Source organism: Streptomyces sp. NPDC090083 (assembly GCF_044747445.1).
GTDB lineage: Bacteria > Actinomycetota > Actinomycetes > Streptomycetales > Streptomycetaceae > Streptomyces.
In genome coordinates this window covers 18,696-41,188 of the sequence record NZ_JBIVED010000010.1, presented here as the reverse complement: position 1 = coordinate 41,188, position 22,493 = coordinate 18,696, and the positions used below count along the sequence as shown (strand labels likewise).

Here is a 22,493-nt window from a genome sequence, read left to right as displayed (position 1 = left end):
ATGGCGTTGCGGGGGGGGTGGGCTCGGCCGGGGTGCTCGCGGCCTGAGCGGGTGGCGGCCGGCGCTCAGGGGGACCGGGCTGCCACGAGCACGCCGTGGACCGCAGCCCGTCCCGCCTGCGTGACTCCGACCGGGAGCCGGTCGGTTCCGGTCGGTTCCGGTCAGTTCCGGTTGACCCCGGTGGCCACCGCGTGGCCGATGAAGAGATAGACGAGGGCGGGCAGGCCGTAGTTGACCACGGTGCGCCAGTCCGCCGAGTGGATGGTGAACAGGTTGTGCGACCAGCCCGAGAGCCAGTTGGCCGCGTGGTGGACCCAGTCGACCGAGTTGTTCGCGGTGTTGGCGTCGAACAGGTACAGAACGATCCACAGGATCAAGATCAGTGCCGCGATATCCGCGATGACGGATATGACCGTCCCCGCGGGGCTTCCGCCGTAGCGTCTGGACATGTTCAACGGGTCGCCCGGAACGCCGGGTTGAAACCTCCCGGCGTCCGGAACCGTCAGCGGCGGGCGAGTTGGCGCTCGCCGCCCGCACCCTGCCGGTAGGGCAGGCCGTAGTGCTTGAAGATCGCTTCCTCCTGCTCGGCGGGCAGCACGTCGTCGGTGCCGATCGAGGGGGCTTCCTTCGCGAGCGACTTGGCGTAGCCGACCTTGACGTAGTCCGGTCCGACGATCGCGTCGTCGAGCGGGACGAAGATCAACCGGTGCCGTGTGGGCAGTCCGACCCGCACCGTGGCCATGGCCGGCTCGTCGGTGGCGGTGTCCACGTACACGGCCTCCAGCACGCCGATCTTGTGCGACTCCGGGTCCACGACGTCGCGCTCCCGCCACTCGCGGACATCGGCTGGGTGAATCATGGCCTTCTCCTTCCGGCGGCCCGTTCACCGATGGCGGGCCGCACCCGCCGCAACCGGTCTCTCCCGCCGCACACCTGCACGTATTCCCGCCCCGCCGGGTCCTACGCCCCCGAGTGATCCCCCGCCCCGGTCAGCCGAACGCGGGCAGCACCTCCCGCTCGAACAGCCGCAGACTGGACCACGCCAGCTCCATCGGCATGCCTCCGCACAACGGATGGAACTGGGTGAACGGCGTCTCCGCCGCCTTCAGCTCCGCCACGAACCGCTCGGGCGTCAGCACCCGGTACTGGTCGCCGCGCCGCAGCTCCGCCACACCGTCGGCGGTGCGGAAGGGCGCGGCCACGTCGTCCTGCGCCTGCCACTCGCCGTAGGCGTTGGTCTCGTGCAGGAAGAACGGGGCCATCCGCGCCCAGCCCTCGTCGGGGTCCCGGGCGAGGGCCACCACCCGGTTCGGCCCGACCGGACTGGGCCCCGGGTCGGGGCGCCCCAGCTTCCGGCTCTCGTCCCGGTAGTGCTCCCACACCTCGGGCACGGACGGCACGAACCCGTCGGCGATCCGGGCGGCCCGGCGCGCGGCGGGCTCGCTGCTGCCGCCGAGCAGGACGGAGGGCCCGCCCGCCCGGAACGGCGCGGGAGTGACCCGCACCGTGCGGCCCCGATAGCCGAACGGCCGCCCCGTGAAGGCCGACTTGAGGGTGGTCACCACCTCGGTGACCCGCTGCGCCCGCTCCTTCGTCGGCACGCCGAACATGGCGAACTCCTCGCGCACGTACCCGCCCGCGACGATCACGTCGACCCGCCCCCGGCTGATGTTGTCGAGCACGGCCAGCTCCTCGGCGAGCCGCAGCGGATCATGGAACGGCGCGATCAGCGCGGCGACGAGGAACCGGACCCGCTGCGTACGCGCGGCCATCGCCGCGAGCATCTGCACCGGGCTGGGCAGATACCCGTCCGCCGCCCCGTGGTGCTCGGACACGGTGATCCGCGTGCATCCCAGCCCGTCGGCCCACTCGGCCATGTCGAGGGCGGCCGCGTACCGGTCGGCCATGGCCGTGCCGGCCGACTCCGGGTTGCGGAAGTCGAATCGAAGAGCGAACCCCACACCAGGACCGGTCATCGTTCGAGAATATGATTCTCGGCGGAGAGAACGCAATATGCGAGATCGGAGGGGCACCTTTTACCGGTTCGGCGGAGGGTGTTGTTCCTCCGACCTCTACCGAGCGGTAACCCCTTCGTCCTACGCTGCTGCCGCCAACACAGCGCCAACTAGGCCACGGCGAAGGGGACTTGACACCCATGAAGGCGACAAGACGGCTGGCGGCGCTGCTCGGCGCCACGGCTCTGCTGGTGACGGGGGCCGCGGGGAACGCCCATGCGGAGGCGGCGAAGTTCTCCGGGACGACGACGATCGGGACGCACAACGCGTACGAGAAGGACAAGTACACGTACTGGGCGCAGGCGTTGGACTCGGGGGCCTCGCTGCTCGAACTGGACGTCTACGTCGACAGTCTGAGCAAGCGGTGGCGGGTCAGCCACAGCGACCTGTTCTCCAACGACAACAACTGCGAGAAGGCGAGCACCCCGGCCGACCTGTACAGCAAGGACCGCAACCAGGACCTCGGCAGCTGCCTGGACAACATGGCCGCCTGGAACACCCTGCACCCGGACCACGCGCCCGTCATCATCAAGGTGGAGATGAAGGTCGGCTTCAACCAGACCATCGGCCTCGGCCCGACCGCCTTCGACACCCTCGTCTCGCAGAAGCTCGGCAACAGCGTCTACAAGCCCTCCGACCTGCTGGGCTCCTCGTACCCCACGCTCGACGCGGCGGCCCGGGCCGACGCGTGGCCCTCGCGCGACGCCCTCAAGGGCAAGTTCATCTTCGAGCTGATTCCCGGCACGGTCGAGCAGGCCAACCCCTTCGACCACTACTGGACCGACCAGGAGTACGGCGACCATCTGCGGGACCTGTACGCGGCCGGCACGATCTCCCAGGCGCAGGCCTTCCCCGCGGTGCTGGGCGCGGCCAACGGCGATCCCCGGGCGACCCGTTGGACCTCGGACACCTCGGTCCGGCCGTGGTTCGTGTTCTTCGACGGTGACGCCGCGACGTACGTCAACAACGGCTACGACACGTCGTTCTACTCCACGAACCACTACATCCTGATCATGACGGACGCGTACGGCGTGGCCCCGGCGATCTCCTCGACGGCACCCACGGACGCGGAGGTCGCCGCCAGACTCGCCCTCCTGGCGGCGGACCACGCGAGCGTGATCACCTCCGACTGGTCGGCGAAACCGGCGTCGGTGCTGTCCTCGGTGGCCACCAGAAGCTGAGGTTCCGGATGCCGGGGACGGGGCACAAGTCCCCCATGTTGCATGGCATCGACGTCAGCGCGTTCCAGTCCACGGCGTACGACACGAGCGGCTCCTCCTTCGTCTTCATCAAGGCGACGGAGGGGCACACGTACGTCAACCCCAGACTCACCGCCCAGACGAAGACGGGCCGTGACGCGGGACTGGTCGTCGGCTTCTACCACTTCCTGTGGCCGGGGAGCATCACCGCCCAGGCGGAGTACTTCGTCAGCAAGGCCCCTGAGAAGGCAGGGGACCTGCTGGCCGTCGACTGGGAGACCACCGGCGACGGCACCCACGCCACGAACGCGGAGAAGGACAGCTTCATCCGCAAGGTGAAGGCACTGCGCCCGAACAATCGGGTCATCCTGTACACCAACCGCGATTTCTGGCTGAACATCGACACGACGTCCTACGCGGGCGACGGCCTCTGGATCGCCGACTACGTCACGGCGGGCAAGCCCCGTATCAAGGCGGACTGGACGTTCCACCAGTACACCTCGGACCCGCACGACAAGGACGTCGCCGACTTCACGACCAAGGCGGCCCTGCAGGCCTGGGCCAAGAAGTCCTGACGGCCGGGGCGCGGGCCTGGCCCGCGCCCCTGAACCGCCGCTCAGCCCCGGAAGTCGCCGGTCCGTTCCGGCGACGCCTCCGCGAGCCCCTTCACGATCCCGTCCACGCCCTCGCGCAGGCCGTACACCGGCGTCCCCGGCTGCTGCCGCCAGGAGTCGTCGAGGCCGCCGGAGTCGACGGTGTCGAAGCCGAGCTCGTCGATCAGCGCCCTGACCACGCGCTTCGCCGCCTCGTCGTCGCCGGCCACCGGGAGGGCCAGGCGGTCGGGGTCGCCGGCCGGGCGGGGGCGGTCCACGATGTCCTGGGCGAAGGTGCCGTTGAAGGCCTTGATGACGGTGTGGCCGATCTGCTGCGCCGTCCAGCGGCTCTCGGTGAGGCCGTCGTCGAGGATGGCGCCGATCCGGCCGTCCCGGCCGGGGTAGTAGTTCCCGGTGTCGATGACCGCGACGTTCTCCGCCGCGCCGTCCAGGAAGCCCTCGGGCAGGTCGGGCACCGCCTTCAACGGCACGGTGACGACGACCACGTCGGCCCCGCGCGCCGCCTCCTCGACCGGTACGGGAGTCGCCCCCGTCTCCTCGGCCAGCGCGCTGAGCGTCTGCGGGCCGCGCGAGTTGGCGACGGAGACGTCGTGCCCGATGGCGGTGAGCCGCCGGGTGAGGTTGCCGCCGATGTTGCCCGCGCCGATGATGCCGATCTTCATGACAGACCCTTCGCCGATCGGAAGTCCGTGATCCGGAACCATGATCCGGCGCCTGCGCGAACCACGCCTGTTCCGAGGCTCGTTCCATGCACGCGCATGCGCCTGGGGGCTCAACCTCCCTCGCCCGTCGCCTATTCCTGGCCCTCCGCCGCAGGAGTGGACGTCCGCCTCGCGCCGGCTACTCCCCGAACGGGTCCTCCAGCTCCGCCCGCAGCACCTCCGCCGCCGTCTCGGCGTCCCCCTCCGCGACCGCCCTGACCAGCGCCTCGTGCGCGTCGTCGCCGGTGTTCGGATCGTGCGCGCGCAGCTCCGTGAGCGCCAGCAGCTCGACCAGCCCCTCCCGCAGCACGGGCGTGAACTGGCCGAAGAGATCGGCGAGTACGGGGTTGTGGGCGGCGGCGACCACGGCCGCGTGGAACGCGATGTCGGCGTCGACGAACGCGATGTCGTCCGCCCCGGAGGCGATCCGCCGCGCCTCCAGCGCCCGCTCCAGCGCCGTCACGTCCTCGGCCGTACGACGGCTCGCCGCGAGCCGCGCCGCCTGGACCTCGACGCCCATCCGCACCTCGTAGACGTCGGTCACCGCGGCCCGCCGCAGCCGGGTGGGCCAGTCCTCCGCGGCCTCGGTGGCGACGACGAAGACCCCGGCGCCCTGCCGGGGTCTGACCAGTCCCGCCCCGGCGAGCGCCCGCAGCGCCTCACGGACCGTCGAGCGGCCCACGCCCAGTTCGGTGGCGAGCGTGGTCTCGCCGGGCAGTCTGGTGCCGACCGGCCACTCACCGGCGGCGATCTGCGCGCGCAGCCGGGCGGCGGCCTGCTCGACGAGCGGACTGGGGCGGAGGGGACCTAGCGGCACGGGCGCTTCACCAACTCGGGATCGTCGGGCTCATCGGCGGTCAGGAACGGTCGTCCATCGGGCACCTCAGGAAATTCTCACTTGTCTGAGGACCTGAGGTGTGGCTAGCCTACCGGCATGACGCTTCGCGGTCTCCTCCTTCTCGGCTGCCGCGGCGGGGCCTGACGCGACCGGCACCCCGCCGCGGGTCGCCGTGCTGCCGGTCACCGTCAGACCGAGCCGAGAGCAGTCAGCAGACGATGACCACCGCGCCCTCCTTCCGCTGGAACCCCCAGCGCCCGAGCCCGATGCCGTACGACCGCTACCGCCCCTTCCACGAACGCGTCGACGTCCCCGCCGGGGACCGCGGCTGGCCCGCCGCCCGCATGGAGCGCGCCCCGCTCTGGGTCCCCGTCGACCTGCGCGACGGCAACCAGGCGCTCGCCGAGCCGATGGACACCCCGCGCAAGCGCCGGCTGTTCGACCTGCTGGTGGCGACCGGTTTCAAGGAGATCGAGGTCGGCTACCCCTCCGCGAGCCGCACCGACTTCGACTTCGTACGGCACCTGGTGACCTCCGGCGCCGTGCCGGACGATGTCACGCCGGTCGTGTTCACCCCGGCCAGACCGGAGCTGATCGACCGCACCTTCGACGCGATCGAGGGACTGCCCCGCGCGGTGGTCCACCTGTACATCGCGACCTCACCGGTGTGGCGCGAGGTCGTGCTGGGCCGGGACCGGAGCGAGGTGTGGGCGACCGTGCGCGCGGCGGCCGGGCACATGGCGCGCCGGGCCGGGGACGCGCCCGGCATCCGTTTCCAGTTCTCGCCGGAGACCTTCAACCTCACCGAGCCCGACTTCGTCCTCGAACTGTGCGACGGGCTCACGGAGTTGTGGGACGCGAGCCCGGACCGTCCGGTCACGCACAACCTCCCGGCCACGGTCGAGATCGCGACGCCGAACATCTACGCCGACCAGATCGAGTACATGCACCGCAACCTCTCCCGGCGCGAGGCGGTGATCCTCTCCGTCCACCCGCACAACGACCGCGGCACCGGTGTCGCCTGTGCCGAACTCGCCGTCCTGGCCGGGGCCCAGCGCGTCGAGGGCTGTCTGTTCGGCAACGGCGAACGCACCGGCAACGTCGACCTGGTGACCCTCGCCCTCAACCTGTACGCCCAGGGCGTGGACCCCATGGTCGACTTCAGCGACATCGACACGGTCCGGGACACCGTCGAGCACTGCAACCGGCTGCCGGTGCACCCCCGCCACCCGTACGCCGGCGACCTCGTCCACACCGCGTTCTCGGGCACCCACCAGGACGCGATCAGCAAGGGTCTCGCCGAACACGCCCGCACGGCGGCCGAGTCGGGGGTGCCCGAGGGCCGACTCCCCTGGTCCGTCCCCTACCTGCCGATCGACCCGGCCGACGTGGGCCGTTCCTACGAGGCGGTGATCCGCGTCAACTCCCAGTCCGGCAAGGGCGGAATGGCGTACCTCCTGCGCACCCATCACGGCCTCGACCTGCCCCCGCGCCTGCGCCCCGACTTCTCCCGCGTCGTCCAGGAGGCGACGGACACGAGCGGCCGGGAGGCGACTCCGAAGGAGCTGTACGAACTGTTCCGGCAGACGTACGTGATCGAAGGCCCGCCGGGGCAGGAGGGGTTGGCGGATCTGGACGGCACCGCCCTGATCGGGGCACTCGCCGCGGCCGGCCGCACGGTGGAGGTCCTGGAGCTGACCGAGGACGGTGCCGCCGCCTACGCCGAGTGCCGGGTCGACGGCGTCACCGTGTGGGGCGCGGCCGAGGGCCCCGCGGCCTCCGGACGGGCCGTGCTCTCCGCCGTGCAGCGGGTGGTCCGATGAGCGAGGTGCTGCGTGCCGAGGACGTCCGGGTCGTCCGCGACGGCCACCCGATCCTCGCGGAGGTCTCCCTCACCGTCCGCACCGGCGAGCACTGGGCCCTCCTCGGCGCCAACGGAGCGGGGAAGTCGACCCTGTTGAGCCTGCTCGGCGCCCAGGTCCACCCCACCGGCGGCACGGTGGAGGTGCTCGGGCGGCGCCTCGGCCGGGTCGACGTACGGGAGTTGCGGTCGTACGTCGGGCACGTCAATCCACGCCATCCGCTCGCCGAGCCACTGCGGGTGCGGGACGTGGTGCTGACCGGGCTGACCAACTCCGTGGCCCCGCTCCCCCGTTGGCGTCCCACGGCCGGCCAGGAGGCACGGGCGGAGCGGCTCGTCGAGACGATGGGGCTGACGGAGCTGCGAGACGCCCGCTGGCCCACGCTCTCGCAGGGGCAGCGCGGCCGGACCCTGATCGCCCGCGCGCTGATGCCCGAGCCCCGGCTCCTGCTGCTGGACGAACCGGCCACCGGCCTCGATCTGCCGGGCCGGGAGCGGCTGCTGGACGCGCTGGACGCGCTGCGCCGGGAGCACCCGGACCTCGCCACGGTGCTGGTCACCCATCACCTGGAGGAACTGCCCGTCGGCACCACCCACGCCCTGCTCCTGCGCGACGGCCGTCCGCTCGCGCAGGGCCCGGCGGCCGAGGTCCTCACCGGCGACCAGGTGGGCAAGTGCTTCGACCTGCCGCTGGTCCTGGACCGGCACGAGGGCCGCTGGAGCGTGCGGATCAGGCGCCGGACCTGACGGAAGGGGCGCCCGTCCGGCATCGGACGGGCGCCCCTTCCGCTCGGGCGAGGATCACTCCCGGCTCACTTGTCCAGGTGGGCCCAGAACTCGTCGAACGACAGGACCTTGTCCCCGTTGAGGTCCCGGCTCTTGATGATGGCCTCGGCGACCGTCTCGGTGACGTTCCAGTCGCCTCCCTGGGCCAGGGCGGTCTTGAACTCGGCCGCGGTGATGAAGCCGTCACCGTCCGTGTCGATCCGCTCGAACTGCTTACGTGCTTCCTCGATGTCCGCCACCGGATCCGCCCCTTCGGTCATGCTGTGCCGCCTGTTGACGGAGGCCAGATTAACCGGCCACGCGAGCGCGCAGTGCGGCGACCACCCACGCGAACTCCTCCCGGTGCGCCGCCGCGGGCCCGCCGCCCTTCACCGTGGCCAGCAACTCCCGGTAGCGGGCGAGCCGGTCGTTGGACGCGGACACCATCCGTTCGAGTACGACGGCCGGGTCGCCGCCGTCGCCGAGCACCTCCCGCAGGATGGCCTCGGCCTCCGGCGAGGCGGGGTCGATCCCCCGCCGCCTGGCCTCCGCGCCCAGCTGCACCAGCCGCATGGGGAACCAGGTGGACCGCCCGCGGACGGCGGCGCGGTCCTGGTCCGAGGCGTTGAACTCGACGGCCCTGCGCATCTGCGCCCGGAACTCCGGGTCCTGCACCGTCTCCGCCAACTCCACCCAGGCGTCCACCTGTTCGGGCGTCGGGTCGTCCGGCAGGTCCACCGCGAGGGACCGCATCCGCTCCTTGATGCACGGATCCACCGTGTCGAGGCCGTGGAACAGCTCCTCCACGAACTCCTCCATGATCCGCCTGCGTTCGGCCGCCGACAGCCGTGCCAGTCTGTTCATGAACGTCATCTCCTCCGCGGTCGAACCGCGTCTCGCGACGGTCGACAGCACCGCCCGGGTCACTCTCAGCGCTCGGATCTGCGCGTCCAGTGCCACCACATGTGCGGCGGCCACCTCCGCGACGGTCGTCTCACCGGCCAGCACCTTGCGTACGTCGTCCAGGCCGAGGCCCAACTCCCGCAGGGTGCGGATCAGTTCGAGCCGGGCGGCGGACTCGGCGTCGTAGAGCCGGTAGCCGCCCGCGGAGCGGGTCACCGGGGTGAGGACGCCCTCGTCGGACCAGTAGCGGATGGTGCGCACGGTCAGTCCGCTGGATCTGGCCAGTTCTCCGATGGTGAGAAGTCCGGTGCCGTCGTCGATCATGTCGTGAGTGTGGGCCTTCCAGTGGGTGGAGACTCAAGCGGCGCGAGGAGCACGGTGATGGAGACTCTGCGGGACATTCTGGACGCGGTGGCCCGGGACGACCTCCCGCCCGCGGACGGCCGCGTGACCGTCGTGCCGCAGCAGTGCGAACGGGACGCGGGGGTCCTCGCCTTCACCGCGCACGCCGTCGTCTTCGTCGACGAGGACCCGCGGTGGGTCCACGACACCCTGGCCGCCGTCCCGTGCGACGCGCTCGCCGCGCCGATGAACCCGTACTTCCTGACGGCCCTGCTCGACCGCACCGGCCGCCGGGCGGAGACGATCGACGCGATGCTGGTGGGCACCCCGCTGCCGGGCGGACCCCCGCTCCCCCTGCGGGAGATCACGGACGGCGGCCATCCGCGGATCGTGTACGCCCGGGGCCGCCGCGACGACGTGCGCGCGTGGACGACGGAGGGCGGTGTGGTGGTGCTGGGCCGCGGGGTCGGCGGCCGGCTGGAGGTCTCCGTCGAGATCGACGAGGACGTACGGCACCGGGGGCTGGGGCGGGCCCTGGTGACGGCGGCCCGCCATCTCACCGCCGAGCCGCTGTGGGCGCAGGTCGCGCCGGGGAACGCCCGCTCGATGCGGGCGTTCCTGGCGGCGGGCTACCGTCCGGTGGGGTCGGAGGCGGTACTGCTCAGCGCACGCTGAACTGCCGTACCAGGGACGGCGGTTCGGGTTTCCGTCGGTTCCGGGCCGGTCAGCGGAAGATGCCCGTGTGGCCCAGCGAGTAGCGGCCGGGCTGCGGGTACACCGCGAGGCCGTGCGGGCCGCCGCCCACCTTGATCCGGGCGAGCTGGGTGCCGGTGCGGGTGTCGATGGCGTAGACCTCGGAGTTGTAGCGGCCGGAGAGCCACAGGACCTTGCCGTCGGCCGAGACGCCGCCCATGTCGGGGCTGCCGCCGTCGGGGAGGTGCCACTTCTTGGTGAGCTTGTCCTGAGTGAAGTCGAAGACGGAGATGGTGCCCTCGCCGCGGTTGGAGATGTACATCTCGCGCGAGTCCCGGCTGATGTACAGGCCGTGGCAGCCCTTGCCGGTGGGCAGGAAGTCCGGCTTGGCGAAGGTGTCGCCGTTCAGGACCCACATGCCGTTGGCCATCATGTCGGCGATGTAGAACTTCTTGCCGTCCGGCGAGATCTTGACGTCCTGCGGCATCGAGCCGTGGAACGGCAGTTTCTGCTGCCCGACGACCTTCATCTTCTCGGTGTCGACCTTCAGCAGCTCGCCGCTGAACTCGCAGGAGACGATGAAGTACCGCCCGTCCGGGGAGAAGTCGGCGTGGTTGACGCCGTAGCAGCCGACGTGGACCGCCTTCACCGTCTTCATCGTGTGCGCGTCCCGGAACACCAGCTGCCGGTCCAGCGAGGCCATGACGATCGCGTATCTGCCGTTGGGCGTGAAGTACAGGTTGTAGGGGTCGTGCACGTCGACGGGCTTGCCCGCCTTGCCCGTTCGCGGGTCGATCGGGGTGAGAGTGTTGCCCCGGTCGTTGTTGACCCACAGCGTCTTCAAGTCCCAGGAGGGGACCACGTGTTGGGGCTGCACGCCGACCGGGATGGTCTCGACGACCTTGTACGTCCTCGGGTCGATCACCGAGACCGTGTTGGAGTTGGTGTTGGGGACGTAGACCCGCGACGGGAAGTCCTTCACCACCGGCGAGAGTTGGCCGGGGCGGTCGGCCGCGTACAGGTCCGCCGGGTTCAGCACCGGCGGCATTCCGGGCAGCGCCCGCACGATCCGCGCCTTCTTCTCCTGCTGCGGCCGGAGGGCGGCCTTGGTGCCGAGGGCTTCGTCGGCGCGGTCCTGGGAACCGCAGCCGGCGAGGGCGGCCAGCGCGGCGAGGACGGTCCCGGCGACGAGGGCGCGGGCGAGGGGGATGTGTCGCATCAGCTCAGCAGCTCCGTGGTCGTCACCGCGCGCAGTCCGCGGCGGTCGAGTTCTTCCAGTACGGCGGGGAGCGCGGCGACCGTGTCGGCGTACCCGAAATGCATGCTGACGACCGATCCGCCGCGGACCTCGGCGAGCACCTTGCGGGTGACGGCGGGGGCGCCGGGCGAGGTGAAGTCGAGGGAATCGACGTCGTAGGACAGCACGTGCGGGTAGCCCACGCGGTGGGCCAGGCGCTGGACGAGCGGGGACGCGGCCGGGGCGCGCGAGGGCCTGAACCAGGTGCCGATCGACCCGGTGAGCCGCTTGAGGCGGTCGGCGCAGCCGGTGATCTCGGCCAGTGCGTCGGCCTCGGACAGGGTGTTGACGGCGATGTGCCGCTGGGTGTGGTTGCCGAGGTCGTGGCCGCCGTCGAGGATGCGGCGGGCCATCTCGGGGTGGGTGTCGAGCCAGGTCCCGACGGCGAGGACGGTGACGTGGGCACCGCGCTTCTCCGCCTCGGCGAGAAGGGCGGTGGCGATCTCGGGGTCGCCCTGGCCGTGGAAGGTGAGCGCGACACGGGGGCGGTCGCGGGGCCCGTGGGTGATCTGGGCGGGCTGGCGGGGGAAGGCGCGGGGGGCGGGTGCGGTGAGCGGGGTGGCCCGGGCGGCGGGCGCCGGTCCACCGGCGGAGGCGTGGGTGGCGGCGGGGGATGCGGCGGAGCCGTTCGCGGCACACCCGGCGGCGAGCGCGCCCCCGGCGACGAGCCCGGCACCCGCGAGCAACGCGGTACGGCGGTCGGTCGTGGTCACCCGCCCCATTTAAGGGGCGCAGGGTAAGAAACCGGGGCATTAACCCGTTTGAGGGACCAGCACGGGTCGCGCCGAGAAGGCGGGCCGGGGGCAACGACGGCAGCGGTCGACTCCGGCCGGACACCACCCCCAGGGGCGCGGGGAACTGCGTGACCGGTCGCGGCGAGCCCGCGGACGACGACCAACCCGACCCGGCATCGACAGCAGTTCGCTCAACGATCGGAGACGCGCATCTCGAACCAGGTGGTCTTGCCGCGCGGCAGCAGATCGACACCCCACCGGTCGGACAGCTTGTCGACGAGGAACAGTCCCCGGCCGCTCAGATCCATCTCCTGAACCGGCATCAGACACGGCAGCCCGCGCGAGGGATCACGCACCTCGACCCGGATCCATCCCCGTCGCCGTTTCATCCGCAGCCCGAACACCCGCGCCCCGGTGTGCCGTACGGCATTTCCCACGAGTTCCGAGACGAGCAGGACCGCGTCCTCGGTCAGTTTCGGAGTGAGCCCCCAGTGCCGCAGCACGACGATCTGGGTGAGCCGCCGGGCGGTCGCCGCGGACTCCGGGCGGGACGGCAGCGGAACCTCCGCCTCCGTGGGATTGCCGAACAACTCGATCGCTTTGATTGCCCGCTCGTCCTCGACCGCAGGCGACCAGCGCGCCGCGGTCGCACGGCCTTGTCCCCGCGGCTGTCCGATACCTTCCAGCCCCGCCATGCGTCCATCATGGCCGTCCCGAAGGGCCTCCGTGGCGGTTCCGGAGGAATACGCCCCCCGGAAGCCTTCGTTCCGCGACATCCGTTCGACATATGCCAAAGGCATTTCAGGGTCGGTGACAGCCCTTCCGACCTGCGGTGAAGGCTCTGCTGGAGGCAATCGACAGGCTCCCTCGGCACGGCAGGCTTAAGGTCACCTTAAGGTTCCCATAAACCGGCCCGCCGAGGGACCCGTATGAGACATCACGTCAACTGCAAGCGGTTGAGCGGTATTTGACGCTCCGGTTCAGCGGAACTTCGCCTTCCCGGGCCCCTCCTCGACGAAGCTCCGCATCCCCCGCTCGCGGTCCTCGGTCGCGAACAGCCCCGCGAACCAGTTCCGTTCGATGGCGAGTCCCGTCTCGATGTCCGTCTCCAGACCGGTGTCGATCGACTCCTTCGCCGCGCGCAGCGCGATCGCCGGCCCCTGCGCCAGCTTCGCCGCCCACGCGAACGCCTCCGCGTACACCTCGGCGGCCGGCACCAGCCGGTCCACCAGGCCCAGCGCCAGCGCCTCGTCGGCCTTGACCATCCGACCCGTGAAGATCAGGTCCTTCGCCTTCGACGGACCGACCAGACGGGCCAGCCGCTGCGTCCCGCCCGCACCCGGGATCAAGCCGAGCAGGATCTCCGGCTGGCCCAGCTTCGCGTTGTCCGCCGCGATCCGGAAGTCCGCGCACAACGCCAACTCGCAGCCCCCGCCCAGCGCGTAGCCCGTGATGGCGGCGACCACCGGCTTGGGAATCCGGGCCACCGCAGTGAACGACTCCTGCAGCGCCCGCGACCGCACGACCATCGCCGCATGGTCCATCCGCTGCATCTCCTTGATGTCCGCGCCCGCCGCGAACACCTTCTCCCCGCCGTGGACCACCACGGCCCGCACGTCCTCGCGGCGCGTGACCTCCTCCGCGAGCTCCTTGAGGCGGTCCTGGGTCGCGACGTCCAGCGCGTTCATCGGCGGGCGGTCGAGGCGGATCGTGCCGACGCCCTCGGCGACTTCGAGATTCACGGTCATGCCGGAAGGTTAACTGCCGCTAACGACAACGGACCCGGTGCCGTGTGTCACAGCACCGGGTCCGGAGGTCGATCAGCCCGCTACGCCTTCCACTTGTCCCACGACATGTTCCAGCCGTTGAGCCCGTTGTCCGGCGCGACCGTGTCGTCGTTCGAGTGCTTGACGACGACCACGTCGCCGATCATCGAGTGGTTGTAGAACCACGCGGCCGGCACGCTGCTGCTGTAGCCGCCCTTGACGTCCCGGAGGCCGACGCAGCCGTGGCTGGCGTTGTAGTTGCCGAAGGCGCCGCCGCCCCAGTAGTTGCCGTGGATGAAGGTGCCGGAGTTGGTGAGGCGGATGGCGTGCGGGACGTCCTTGATGTCGTACTCACCGCCGTAGCCGACCGTTTCACCGTTCATCCGGGTCACTTCGAGCTTCTCGCTCATGACCATCTGGCCGTTCCACGTGTCGTAGCCGGGCTTGCCGGTGGTGACCGGGATGGACTTGATGGTCTTGCCGTCCTGGGTGACCTTCATGGTGTGCTTCTTGGCGTCGACCACGGAGACCTGGTTGCGGCCGATGGTGAAGGAGATCGTCTTGGCCTGCTTGCCGTAGACGCCCGGGCGGCCCTCGACGCCGTCGAGGTTGAGCTTGACGGTGACCTTGGTGCCGGACTTCCAGTAGTTCTCGGGGCGGAAGTCGAGGCGGTCGTTGCCGAACCAGTGGCCCTCGACGTCGACGGGCGGCACGGTCGTGATGGTGATGGCCTTCTTCACGTCGTCCGGGTGCGTGATGCCCCGGGTGAAGTTCACCGAGAACGGCATCCCGACGCCGACCGTCGAGCCGTCCTCCGGGGTGAAGGCGCCGACGAAGGTGTTCTTCGGGGTCAGCGTGGTGAAGCTGGAGTCCTCGGCGGCGACCCGGCCGTCGGAGTCCTTGGCGACCGCGTGCACGGTGTACCGGGTGGCGGCGGCCAGGTGCGTGGCCGGCGTCCAGGTGGCGCCGCCGCCGGTGATCGCGCCGGAGACCTTCGCGCCGTCGGCGTCCTTGACCTCGACCTCGGTCAGCGTGCCCTTCGCGGCACTGATCTTGAGGGCGCCGCTGGTGTCGACGGCCTTCGAGCCGTTCTTCGGGGCGATGGTGACGACCGCCTGCGACTGCTTGGTCTCGGCCGTGTCCGACCCCTTGGCCTTGCTGTCGCCGGAGCCGGAGCCGGAGTTCGAGCCGCCGCCTCCGCACGCGGTGACGGCGAGCAGCAGTACGCCGAGGACCAGCGCCAGCAGTCCCTTGTCTCTCCGGCCGCGCGCGTCAACCGACGCCCCCGATATCGGTCGCACGTTCAAGACTTTCTCCCCTCGCCGGGCCCGGTCAGGCCCGCACCCCTTCGCGCATCTGACGTGCACGTCCGCGCATATTAACCGCCAGGTTTTGAGCTTCATGTCAGCCGAATGTCACCATTCGGTCGCAACTTCAACTGCCGCCTGACACAGGCTCCGTGAACCGCCTCCGCTCGGGCGCGCGCACCGCTCCCCGGTCACCTGAGGGCACTGCCCGCCTTCCACTCCTTCCAACCCATGTTCCACCCGCCGAGGCCGTTGTCCGGAGCGACCTGTTTGTCGTCGCTGTGCACGACCTCGACGACGTCCCCGATGAGGCTGCGGTCGAAGAACCATCCGGCCGGGGTGTCCGATCCGCCGCCCTTCACGTCCCGCAGTCCCACGCACCCGTGGCTGACGTTGACGTGCCCGGGGGCGTCCGGCGCCCAGTAGTTGCCGTGCAGGAAGGTGCCGGAGTCGGTGAGCTTCATGGCGTGCGGGACGTCGGGGATGTCGTACTCGCCGCCGAAGCCGACCGTGCGGCTGTTCATACGGGTCACCTCCAGCATCTCCATGACCACCATCTTCCCGTTGTACGTGGTCTTCCCGGGGGCGCCCGCGGTGATCGGGACGGTGGCCAGCAGGGAGCCGTCGCGCCGCACCTCCATGGTGTGCTTCGCGGCGTCGACGAGGGAGACCTGGCTGCGGCCGACGGTGAAGGAGAACGTCTTGTACTGGAGGCCGTAGACGCCGGGGGCGCCCTCCACGTCGCGCAGCCGGAGGGAGACGGTGACCTGGGTGCCGGGTTTCCAGTAGGCCTCGGGGCGGAAGTCGAGGCGGGTCTTCCCGAACCAGTGCGGGCGGATCTCCACGGCCGGTTTCGCGGTGATGTGGACCGCGCGCTCGACGGCGGCCCGGTTCTCGATGTCCCGGCTGAAGCCGAGGGAGACGATCATCCCGGTGCCGACGGTGGCGCGGTTCTCGGGAGTGACGTAGCTGATGAACCGTTCGTCGGGGACGAAGGTGGTGAACGTGGTGTGCCGGGCCGAGCGGTGGCCGTCGCCGTCGAGGGCGACCGCGTCGACGGTGTACTCGGCGGCGAGCGCGAGCCGCGGGTCCTCGGGTTCCCAGCGCAGCCCATCGTCGGAGATCCGGCCGGGGACGGGCGTGTCCTGGGCGTCCTGCGACTTCACCACCTGCACGGACTCCAGGCGCCCGTCGGGCACCCGGACCTCCAGCCGACGGCCCGGCCGGACGCCCTTGCTGGCGTCGTCGGGCGAGATCCGGATCACATCCTCGGGTGCCGGTGCCTTGCCGAAGATCCCGCCGACACCACCCCCGCCCGACCCGTCCGCACTACAGCCGGCGGCTCCGGCCAGCAGTCCCGCCCATGTCAGTACGGCGGCCAGAACGACCCCTGCGCGCCGCGCGCGTCCTTGTGCATGCCTCACGGGACGGACAACGAGCGGGCCCGCTCCGGGGAAACGTGAGTGCGACCCAAGCTCTGGGCAGAACAGTGGGGAGAACGACATGACAAGGGACCGTGACCGGGACGCCGCGCCCCCTTCACCTCGTCGTTCCATGAGCCGCGGGAGGCCGGACGGTGTCGAGCGCAGCCGAGCAGGAGGCCGTGCAGGAGGAGCGCGTCGACGACGGCGTGCCCGTGGAGCGATCCGTCGACGAGGCGGCCATACCGGCGCCACGTGCCGCGCCCGTGCTGAACGGCGCCCCGCACACGGGACCGCCCCCGGCCGTGTGGCCGGGGGCGCCGATGCCGTTGGGGGCGCGCTACCGGGTCGGTCCCGACGGGGTGGCGGGCACCAACTTCGCGCTGTGGGCGGGGGGTGCGGAGGCGGTCGAGCTGTGTCTGTTCGACCCGGCGGGCGTGGAGACGCGCGCCCCGCTGACCGAGCTGACGCACGAGATCTGGCACGGCTTCCTGCCGGGCGTCCTGCCGGGACAGCGCTACGGCTTCCGGGTGCACGGCCGCTGGGACCCGTGGACCGGCGCCCGCTGGAACCCCGCGAAGCTGCTCCTCGACCCGTACGCGCGGGCGGTGGACGGCGAGTTCGGGCTGCCGCCCGAGGTGTACGCGCACGTCCGTGACTGGCCGCAGCAGCAGGTCGCCGACACCGTGCGCGACGACCGCGACTCCGCGCCCCACGTCCCGAAGGGTGTCGTCGTGCACGACGACACCACCGACGACGAGTGGATGGACGACCGCCGCCCGAAGACACCGTGGGCGGACTCGGTGATCTACGAGCTCCACGTCGGCGGCTTCACCCGGCTGCACCCCGGGATACCGGAGGAACTGAGGGGCACCTACGCCGGGTTGGCGCATCCGGCGGCGATCGAGCACCTGGTGAAGCTGGGCGTGACGGCCGTGGAGCTGCTGCCCGTCCATCAGTTCGCGCACGAGGACCATCTGCTGCGCCGGGGACTGAAGAACTACTGGGGCTACAACTCGATCGGCTACTTCGCCCCGCACGCGGGCTACGCGGCGACCGGCACGGCCGGCCAGCAGGTGGGCGAGTTCAAGCGGATGGTGCGGGCGCTGCACGAGGCCGGGATCGAGGTCATCCTCGACGTCGTCTACAACCACACCGCCGAAGCGGGCGAGTTGGGGCCGATGCTGTCGTTGAAGGGCATCGACAACCGCGGCTACTACCGCCTCCAGAGCGACGCCCGCCGCTACACGGACTACACCGGCTGCGGCAACACCCTGCACGTCGTCCAGCCGCATGTGCTCCGGCTCATCACCGACTCGCTGCGCTACTGGGTCACCGAGATGGGCGTCGACGGCTTCCGCTTCGATCTCGCGGCGGCCCTGGCCCGCTCGATGCACGACGTCGACATGCTCTCCCCGTTCCTCGCGGTGATCGCCCAGGACCCGGTGCTGCGACGGGTGAAGCTGATCGCCGAGCCGTGGGACGTGGGCTCGGGCGGCTATCAGGTGGGCGCGTTCCCGCCCCTGTGGACGGAGTGGAACGACCGCTACCGCAACGCCGTCCGGGACTTCTGGCGGGGCGCGCTGCCGGACGTGCGGGACCTCGGGTACCGGCTGTCGGGGTCGAGCGACCTGTACGCGTGGGGCGGCCGACGCCCGTACGCCTCGGTCAACTTCATCACGGCGCACGACGGTTTCACCCTGCGGGACCTGGTGTCGTACGAGCGCAAGCACAACGAGGCCAACGGCGAGGGCAATCGGGACGGTACCGACGACAACCGCTCCTGGAACTGCGGGGTCGAGGGCGAGACGGACGACGAGCGCGTGAAGGCGCTGCGGCGGCGGCAGTTGAGGAACCTCCTCACCACGCTGCTGCTGTCCACGGGCGTGCCGATGCTGGTCGCCGGGGACGAGCTGGGGCGGACGCAGGGGGGCAGCAACAACGCCTACTGCCAGGACAACGAGATCAGCTGGGTGGACTGGGGTCTGCAAGAGGACCCCGGCTGGCGGGCGTTGACCAACCTCACCGCCCGGCTGATCGCCCTGCGCCACCGCCATCCGGTGCTGCGCCGCCGGGCGTTCTTCTCCGGGCGAGCCCGTTCGGCGGACGGGATAAGGGACTTGGCGTGGTTCACCGCGCACGGCACGGAGATGACGGAAGGGGACTGGTACGCGCCCGCCGCCACCCTCGGCATGTACCTCTCGGGCCGGGACATCCCCGGCCGGGACGAACGCGGCGCCCCCGTCCTCGACGACAGCTTCCTCGCCGTGCTGCACGCCGGTGACCGGCCGGTGGGCTTCGTGCTGCCGGGGTCGCCGTGGGCGGAGCGGTACGAGGTGGTCGTCGACACGTCACACGAGGAGCAGGCGGAGGCGCCGAGGGTGGTGCACCGGGCGGGGGCCGCGATCACGGTACCGGCGCGGGCGGTGCTGCTGCTGAAGGTAATCGGCTAGCCGAGGATGCCCCGGTCGTAGGCGACGGCGACGGCCGCCGCTCGGTCCTTGACGCCCAGCTTGCCGTACAGATGGGTGAGATGGGTCTTGACCGTGGCCTCGCTGATGAACAGCTCGCGGGCGATCTCGCGGTTGGAGGTGCCCTTGGCGACCAGGGCGAGGACCTCGCGTTCGCGGGCGGAGAGCGGTTCGTTTCCGGGGGTCTGCGGGGCGCGGACGGCGGAGACCAGGCGGGAGGCGACGGCGGGTGACAGGACCGTGCGGCCCTCCGCCGCCGCGCGGACGGCGGTGAACAGCTCGTCGCGCGGGGCGTCCTTCAGCAGATAGCCGGTCGCGCCCGCCTCGATCGCGGGGAGCGTGTCGGAGTCGGTGTCGTACGTCGTCAGGACGAGCACCTTCGCGCGGGCGGCGCGGCGGGTCAGCTCGCGGATGGCGTCGACGCCCGCGCCGCCCGGCATGCGCAGGTCCATCAGGATCACGTCCGGGTCGAGGGCGGCGGCCCGCTCCACGGCCTCGACCCCGTCGGCCGCCTCCCCCAGCACACGGAAGCCGGGCGCGGACTCGAACATGCCGCGCAGACCGTCCCGTACGACGGGATGGTCGTCGACGATCAGCAGGGAGATCAGCAACTCGTCACTCATGGCGGACCAACGGTACGCGAGCCGACAGGGCCGTGCCGTGTCCGGGCTCGGACTCGATCGTCAGGGAACCGGCGATGCGTTCGGCGCGGGCGCGCATGCCGTCGAGGCCGAAGCCGCCGGTGCGGGTGCGCTCGGGCAGGGCCAGCGGGTCGAAGCCCCGGCCGTCGTCGCGGATGTCGAGGATGACCTCCTCGCCGAGGAAGGAGAGGGTCACTCCGACGCGGGTGGCGCCGGCGTGCCGGGCCGCGTTCGACAGGGCCTCCTGGGCGATGCGCAGCAGGGTCGCGGAGACCTCGTCGTGGAGCTGCTCGGTGATGCCGGTGACGGTGAACTCGGCGCGCACGGAGGCGCGTTCGCCCCACTCCGTGACCGTGTTCTTCAGCGCCTCGGGCAGTCCGTCGTGCTCCAGGGCGATCGGTGCGAGGTTCTGCACGGAGCGACGGGCCTCGCCGAGGCTGTGCCGGGCGAGGGTGGAGGCGCGCTCCAGGTGGGTGCGGGCGGTCGTCAGGTCGGGTGCGCCTGCCACGACTTGGAGCTGGGCGATGATGCCGGTCAGGCCCTGGGCGATGGTGTCGTGGATCTCGGCGGCGAGCCGCCTGCGTTCGTCGGCGACCCCGGCTTCCCGCGCCTGGACGAGGAGTTGGGCGTGAAGGGCGGCGTTCTCGTCGAGGGCCTGCTGGAGGGCGGTGTTGGTGCGTTCGAGTTCGGTGATGGTCTCGCCGCGCTCGTGGGAGCGCAGCGACTCCTGCTCGGTGAGGTGCGCGATGGCCATCTGGAGAGCGGAGTTGGCGGCCACGAGCGCCGCGAACAGACCCCACTGGACCACGCCCCCGAACGGCATCCCGCCCGCCTGCGCGCCCGCCACGGTGACGGCGCTCGCGAACAGCGCGATCCGCTGCGCCGTCCTGCCCGGGATGAGTTCGTCGGCGTCCATGAAGCCGGCGGCGGCGTAGAACGCGAAGAACGGGTCGATCCAGGTGAGGGCGAAGGCGATGGCCCAGCGGAGCACGTAGTACGCGGCTCCCGCCCGCGACGGGATCCGGCCGCGGCCGGGGCGGCGGGACCGGGTGCCGTGCCACCACAGCTGGAGGACGAGCGCGGCACCGGCCAGGGACCAGCCGGTCCACCACTGGGTGGAGGTGTGGTGGAACAGATCGGCGGAGGCGAGCGCGAGGACGACACTGACACCGAGCAGCCCGTACGGTCCCCAGGTGTGCAGCTGCTCCCAGCGCCGGTCGATCTGCCTGTCCCTCGTGGTCATCTCCCCAGTCTGCACGGCCGCTCCCTCCTACTCCCAGCGGAACCAGCGCGAGGCGCCGGCGGTCAGGAGGACGGTCCACGCCACCAGCACGCCCAGGTGCGTCCAGCCCGGCCAGTTGCCGGCCGCCGCCCGGTTGAGGGCCTCGGCGGCGGCGCCGAACGGGGTGTAGCCGACGATGCGGGCCATGACGTCCGGCATGGAGTTCACCGGGATCCACACGCCCGCGCAGAACATCATCGGGAAGAACACCGCCGACCCGATCGCCCCGGCGATCTTCGTGGTCCGGGACAGCGCCGAGACCACCGCGCCCAGCGCGAGCGCGGCCAGCACCGCGAGGAGCAGGGCGAGGAGATACCCGCCGGGCTGCTTCGGCAGCCGTACGCCGAAGGCGAGGCGTCCGACGGTCAGCGCGCACAGGGCGGAGGCCAGGGCCGCCACGCCGTAGACGGCCATCTGGGCGGCGAGCAGGGCGGTCGGGCGGACCGGGGTGGCGGACATCCGGCGCAGGATGCCGCGTTCGCGGTAGCCGGTGAGGCTCTGCGGCATCGACTGGAGCGCGCCGACGATCATGCCGAGCAGGACGGCGACCGGGACGTACACGTCGACCGTGCGCAGCCCGCCGAGGTCCGCCTGATGGTGCCGGAAGCCCGGGATGGACCCCAGGATCACCAGCAGCAGCGTGGGGAAGAACAGGATCCAGAAGAGCGCGCCCGGTTCGCGGCGGAAGAGCCTCAACTCGGCGCGCAGCACGGCGGTGTTCATGCGGTGACCTCCGTCAGGTCCAGGAACGCGTCGTCCAACGTGGCGTCGGACACGCGGAGTTGATGGGCGGTGATGTGGTTGCGGGCGAGCAGCGTGATGACCGCGTTGACGGTCTCGTCCGAGCCGGAGAGCGTGATCCGGCCGTCCTTGCGGGCCACGGAGGCGAGTGCGGGAAGCGTGTTCAGGTCACCGTCGTCCAGCGGCGCGGAGGGCGTGAAGCTGATGACGGTGGAGCCCGCCGAGCGCCGGATCAGTCCGTCCGGGGTGTCCAGGGCGGCGATCCGCCCCTTGTCGATGACGGCGATGCGGTCGCACAGCCGCTGCGCCTCCTCCATGAAGTGCGTGACGAGCAGGACGGTGACCCCGCTCGCCCGCACGTCCTCGATGAGCTGCCAGGTGTCACGGCGGGCGCGCGGGTCGAGGCCGGTGGTCAGCTCGTCGAGGACGACGACCCGAGGGTTGCCGATCAGCGCGAGCGCGATGAACAGCCGCTGCTTCTGGCCGCCGGACAGCTTCGCGAAGCGGGTGGTCGACTTCGCGGTCAGGCCCAGGCGTTCGGCCAGCGGACGCCAGTCGGCGGGGTGCGGATAGAACGAGGCGTACAGCTCCAGCGCCTCCCGGACGGTGAGCTTGGCCTGGAGCTCGCTCTCCTGCAGCTGGGCGCCGAGGACCCGGGCGACCTCCGCGTGGTCGGCCACCGGGTCGAGGCCGGTGACCCGGACCCGGCCCGCGTCGGGGACCCGCAGGCCCTCGACGCACTCGACGGTGGTGGTCTTGCCGGCGCCGTTCGGGCCGAGGATGCCGAAGATCTCGCCCTCCTCGACGGCGAAGGACACCCCGTCCACGACGGCCCGGCCGCCGTAGGACTTCCGTAGTGCGCTGACTTCGATGACTGGTGTGGCTGGCATGTACCGAGAATC

Annotated in this window: 23 protein-coding genes; 6 read left to right on the top strand and 17 right to left on the bottom strand. The window is 71.1% G+C overall.

Features of this window, described 5'->3' with window-relative positions; translation table 11 throughout:
- Positions 1 to 161 precede the first annotated feature (161 nt).
- The 3 genes from ACIPTO_RS30585 to ACIPTO_RS30575 form a co-directional block, all read right to left on the bottom strand.
- A complete protein-coding gene (locus ACIPTO_RS30585; protein WP_366326228.1) occupies positions 162 to 449 on the bottom strand; it encodes a hypothetical protein in 288 nt (95 codons plus the stop codon).
- A 53-nt stretch (positions 450 to 502) separates the two neighbouring features.
- Positions 503 to 859: a PRC-barrel domain-containing protein gene (locus ACIPTO_RS30580; protein WP_366326230.1), complete on the bottom strand. Its 357-nt coding sequence runs from the start codon at positions 857 to 859 to the stop codon at positions 503 to 505.
- Between the two features lie 130 nt (positions 860 to 989).
- Complete coding sequence (locus tag ACIPTO_RS30575; protein WP_401197495.1) at positions 990 to 1,976, bottom strand: LLM class flavin-dependent oxidoreductase; 987 nt, start codon at positions 1,974 to 1,976, stop codon at positions 990 to 992.
- Between the two features lie 179 nt (positions 1,977 to 2,155).
- On the opposite strand from ACIPTO_RS30575, the gene ACIPTO_RS30570 reads away from it, so the two are divergent.
- Both ACIPTO_RS30570 and ACIPTO_RS30565 read left to right on the top strand, forming a co-directional pair.
- Complete coding sequence (locus tag ACIPTO_RS30570; RefSeq protein WP_401197492.1) at positions 2,156 to 3,196, top strand: phosphatidylinositol-specific phospholipase C domain-containing protein; 1,041 nt, start codon at positions 2,156 to 2,158, stop codon at positions 3,194 to 3,196.
- A gap of 35 nt (positions 3,197 to 3,231) precedes the next feature.
- Positions 3,232 to 3,789 (top strand): glycoside hydrolase family 25 protein, encoded by a 558-nt coding sequence (locus ACIPTO_RS30565; RefSeq protein WP_366326236.1) that lies wholly within the window; start codon positions 3,232 to 3,234, stop codon positions 3,787 to 3,789.
- Between the two features lie 41 nt (positions 3,790 to 3,830).
- Here ACIPTO_RS30565 and ACIPTO_RS30560 read toward each other — a convergent pair whose 3' ends face one another.
- Complete coding sequence (locus tag ACIPTO_RS30560) at positions 3,831 to 4,532, bottom strand: NADPH-dependent F420 reductase (RefSeq protein ID WP_401197489.1); 702 nt, start codon at positions 4,530 to 4,532, stop codon at positions 3,831 to 3,833.
- Positions 4,533 to 4,668: 136 nt separating this feature from the next.
- Positions 4,669 to 5,346, bottom strand: coding sequence for an FCD domain-containing protein (locus ACIPTO_RS30555; RefSeq protein ID WP_366326240.1), 678 nt, complete (start codon positions 5,344 to 5,346; stop codon positions 4,669 to 4,671).
- Between the two features lie 239 nt (positions 5,347 to 5,585).
- Here ACIPTO_RS30555 and ACIPTO_RS30550 point away from each other — a divergent pair, with 239 nt between their 5' ends.
- Positions 5,586 to 7,190 carry a 2-isopropylmalate synthase gene (locus ACIPTO_RS30550; RefSeq protein WP_401197486.1) on the top strand — a complete coding sequence of 535 codons (1,605 nt, stop codon included), beginning with the start codon at positions 5,586 to 5,588 and terminating at the stop codon, positions 7,188 to 7,190.
- Positions 7,187 to 7,975, top strand: coding sequence for an ABC transporter ATP-binding protein (locus ACIPTO_RS30545; protein WP_401197484.1), 789 nt, complete (start codon positions 7,187 to 7,189; stop codon positions 7,973 to 7,975). The genes ACIPTO_RS30550 and ACIPTO_RS30545 overlap by 4 nt, the downstream gene beginning before the upstream one ends.
- 65 nt (positions 7,976 to 8,040) lie before the next feature.
- On the opposite strand, the gene ACIPTO_RS30540 is transcribed toward ACIPTO_RS30545, so the two are convergent.
- A complete protein-coding gene (locus tag ACIPTO_RS30540; protein WP_366326292.1) occupies positions 8,041 to 8,253 on the bottom strand; it encodes an EF-hand domain-containing protein in 213 nt (70 codons plus the stop codon).
- Between the two features lie 49 nt (positions 8,254 to 8,302).
- Positions 8,303 to 9,220, bottom strand: coding sequence for a MerR family transcriptional regulator (locus tag ACIPTO_RS30535; RefSeq protein WP_366326246.1), 918 nt, complete (start codon positions 9,218 to 9,220; stop codon positions 8,303 to 8,305).
- Positions 9,221 to 9,277: 57 nt separating this feature from the next.
- On the opposite strand from ACIPTO_RS30535, the gene ACIPTO_RS30530 reads away from it, so the two are divergent.
- Entirely contained in the window at positions 9,278 to 9,913 is a 636-nt protein-coding gene (locus ACIPTO_RS30530) for a GNAT family N-acetyltransferase (RefSeq protein WP_366326248.1), read from the top strand.
- A 49-nt stretch (positions 9,914 to 9,962) separates the two neighbouring features.
- Here ACIPTO_RS30530 and ACIPTO_RS30525 read toward each other — a convergent pair whose 3' ends face one another.
- The 6 genes from ACIPTO_RS30525 to ACIPTO_RS30500 all read right to left on the bottom strand — a co-directional run bounded on the left by ACIPTO_RS30525 (position 9,963) and on the right by ACIPTO_RS30500 (position 16,459).
- On the bottom strand, positions 9,963 to 11,150 hold the full coding sequence (locus tag ACIPTO_RS30525; RefSeq protein ID WP_401197480.1) for a hypothetical protein: 1,188 nt from the start codon (positions 11,148 to 11,150) through the stop codon (positions 9,963 to 9,965).
- A complete protein-coding gene (locus tag ACIPTO_RS30520) occupies positions 11,150 to 11,950 on the bottom strand; it encodes a polysaccharide deacetylase family protein (RefSeq protein ID WP_401197477.1) in 801 nt (266 codons plus the stop codon). Before ACIPTO_RS30520 ends, ACIPTO_RS30525 begins: the two co-directional genes overlap by 1 nt.
- Positions 11,951 to 12,153: 203 nt before the next feature.
- Positions 12,154 to 12,762, bottom strand: a complete 609-nt coding sequence (locus ACIPTO_RS30515) for an ATP-binding protein (protein WP_366326294.1) — start codon at positions 12,760 to 12,762, stop codon at positions 12,154 to 12,156.
- A 180-nt stretch (positions 12,763 to 12,942) separates the two neighbouring features.
- On the bottom strand, positions 12,943 to 13,710 hold the full coding sequence (locus tag ACIPTO_RS30510; protein WP_366326254.1) for an enoyl-CoA hydratase-related protein: 768 nt from the start codon (positions 13,708 to 13,710) through the stop codon (positions 12,943 to 12,945).
- An 80-nt stretch (positions 13,711 to 13,790) separates the two neighbouring features.
- Positions 13,791 to 15,035, bottom strand: a complete 1,245-nt coding sequence (locus ACIPTO_RS30505) for an Ig-like domain-containing protein (RefSeq protein ID WP_401197474.1) — start codon at positions 15,033 to 15,035, stop codon at positions 13,791 to 13,793.
- A gap of 191 nt (positions 15,036 to 15,226) precedes the next feature.
- On the bottom strand, positions 15,227 to 16,459 hold the full coding sequence (locus ACIPTO_RS30500; protein WP_366326258.1) for an Ig-like domain-containing protein: 1,233 nt from the start codon (positions 16,457 to 16,459) through the stop codon (positions 15,227 to 15,229).
- Positions 16,460 to 16,611: 152 nt separating this feature from the next.
- Between ACIPTO_RS30500 and glgX the strand changes: the two genes are divergently transcribed.
- Entirely contained in the window at positions 16,612 to 18,909 is a 2,298-nt protein-coding gene (gene glgX, locus ACIPTO_RS30495) for a glycogen debranching protein GlgX (RefSeq protein ID WP_401197472.1), read from the top strand.
- On the opposite strand, the gene ACIPTO_RS30490 is transcribed toward glgX, so the two are convergent.
- Genes ACIPTO_RS30490 through ACIPTO_RS30475 form a run of 4 tightly spaced genes read right to left on the bottom strand, consistent with a single transcriptional unit; the run spans position 18,906 to position 22,481 of the window.
- Positions 18,906 to 19,550, bottom strand: coding sequence for a response regulator transcription factor (locus ACIPTO_RS30490; RefSeq protein ID WP_366326262.1), 645 nt, complete (start codon positions 19,548 to 19,550; stop codon positions 18,906 to 18,908). The two genes, glgX and ACIPTO_RS30490, sit on opposite strands and share 4 nt — an antisense overlap.
- Positions 19,543 to 20,811 (bottom strand): sensor histidine kinase, encoded by a 1,269-nt coding sequence (locus ACIPTO_RS30485; RefSeq protein ID WP_401197470.1) that lies wholly within the window; start codon positions 20,809 to 20,811, stop codon positions 19,543 to 19,545. The genes ACIPTO_RS30490 and ACIPTO_RS30485 overlap by 8 nt, the downstream gene beginning before the upstream one ends.
- Before the next feature lie 27 nt (positions 20,812 to 20,838).
- Entirely contained in the window at positions 20,839 to 21,573 is a 735-nt protein-coding gene (locus tag ACIPTO_RS30480; RefSeq protein ID WP_366326266.1) for an ABC transporter permease, read from the bottom strand.
- On the bottom strand, positions 21,570 to 22,481 hold the full coding sequence (locus tag ACIPTO_RS30475; protein ID WP_366326268.1) for an ABC transporter ATP-binding protein: 912 nt from the start codon (positions 22,479 to 22,481) through the stop codon (positions 21,570 to 21,572). The genes ACIPTO_RS30480 and ACIPTO_RS30475 overlap by 4 nt, the downstream gene beginning before the upstream one ends.
- Positions 22,482 to 22,493: the final 12 nt, after the last annotated feature.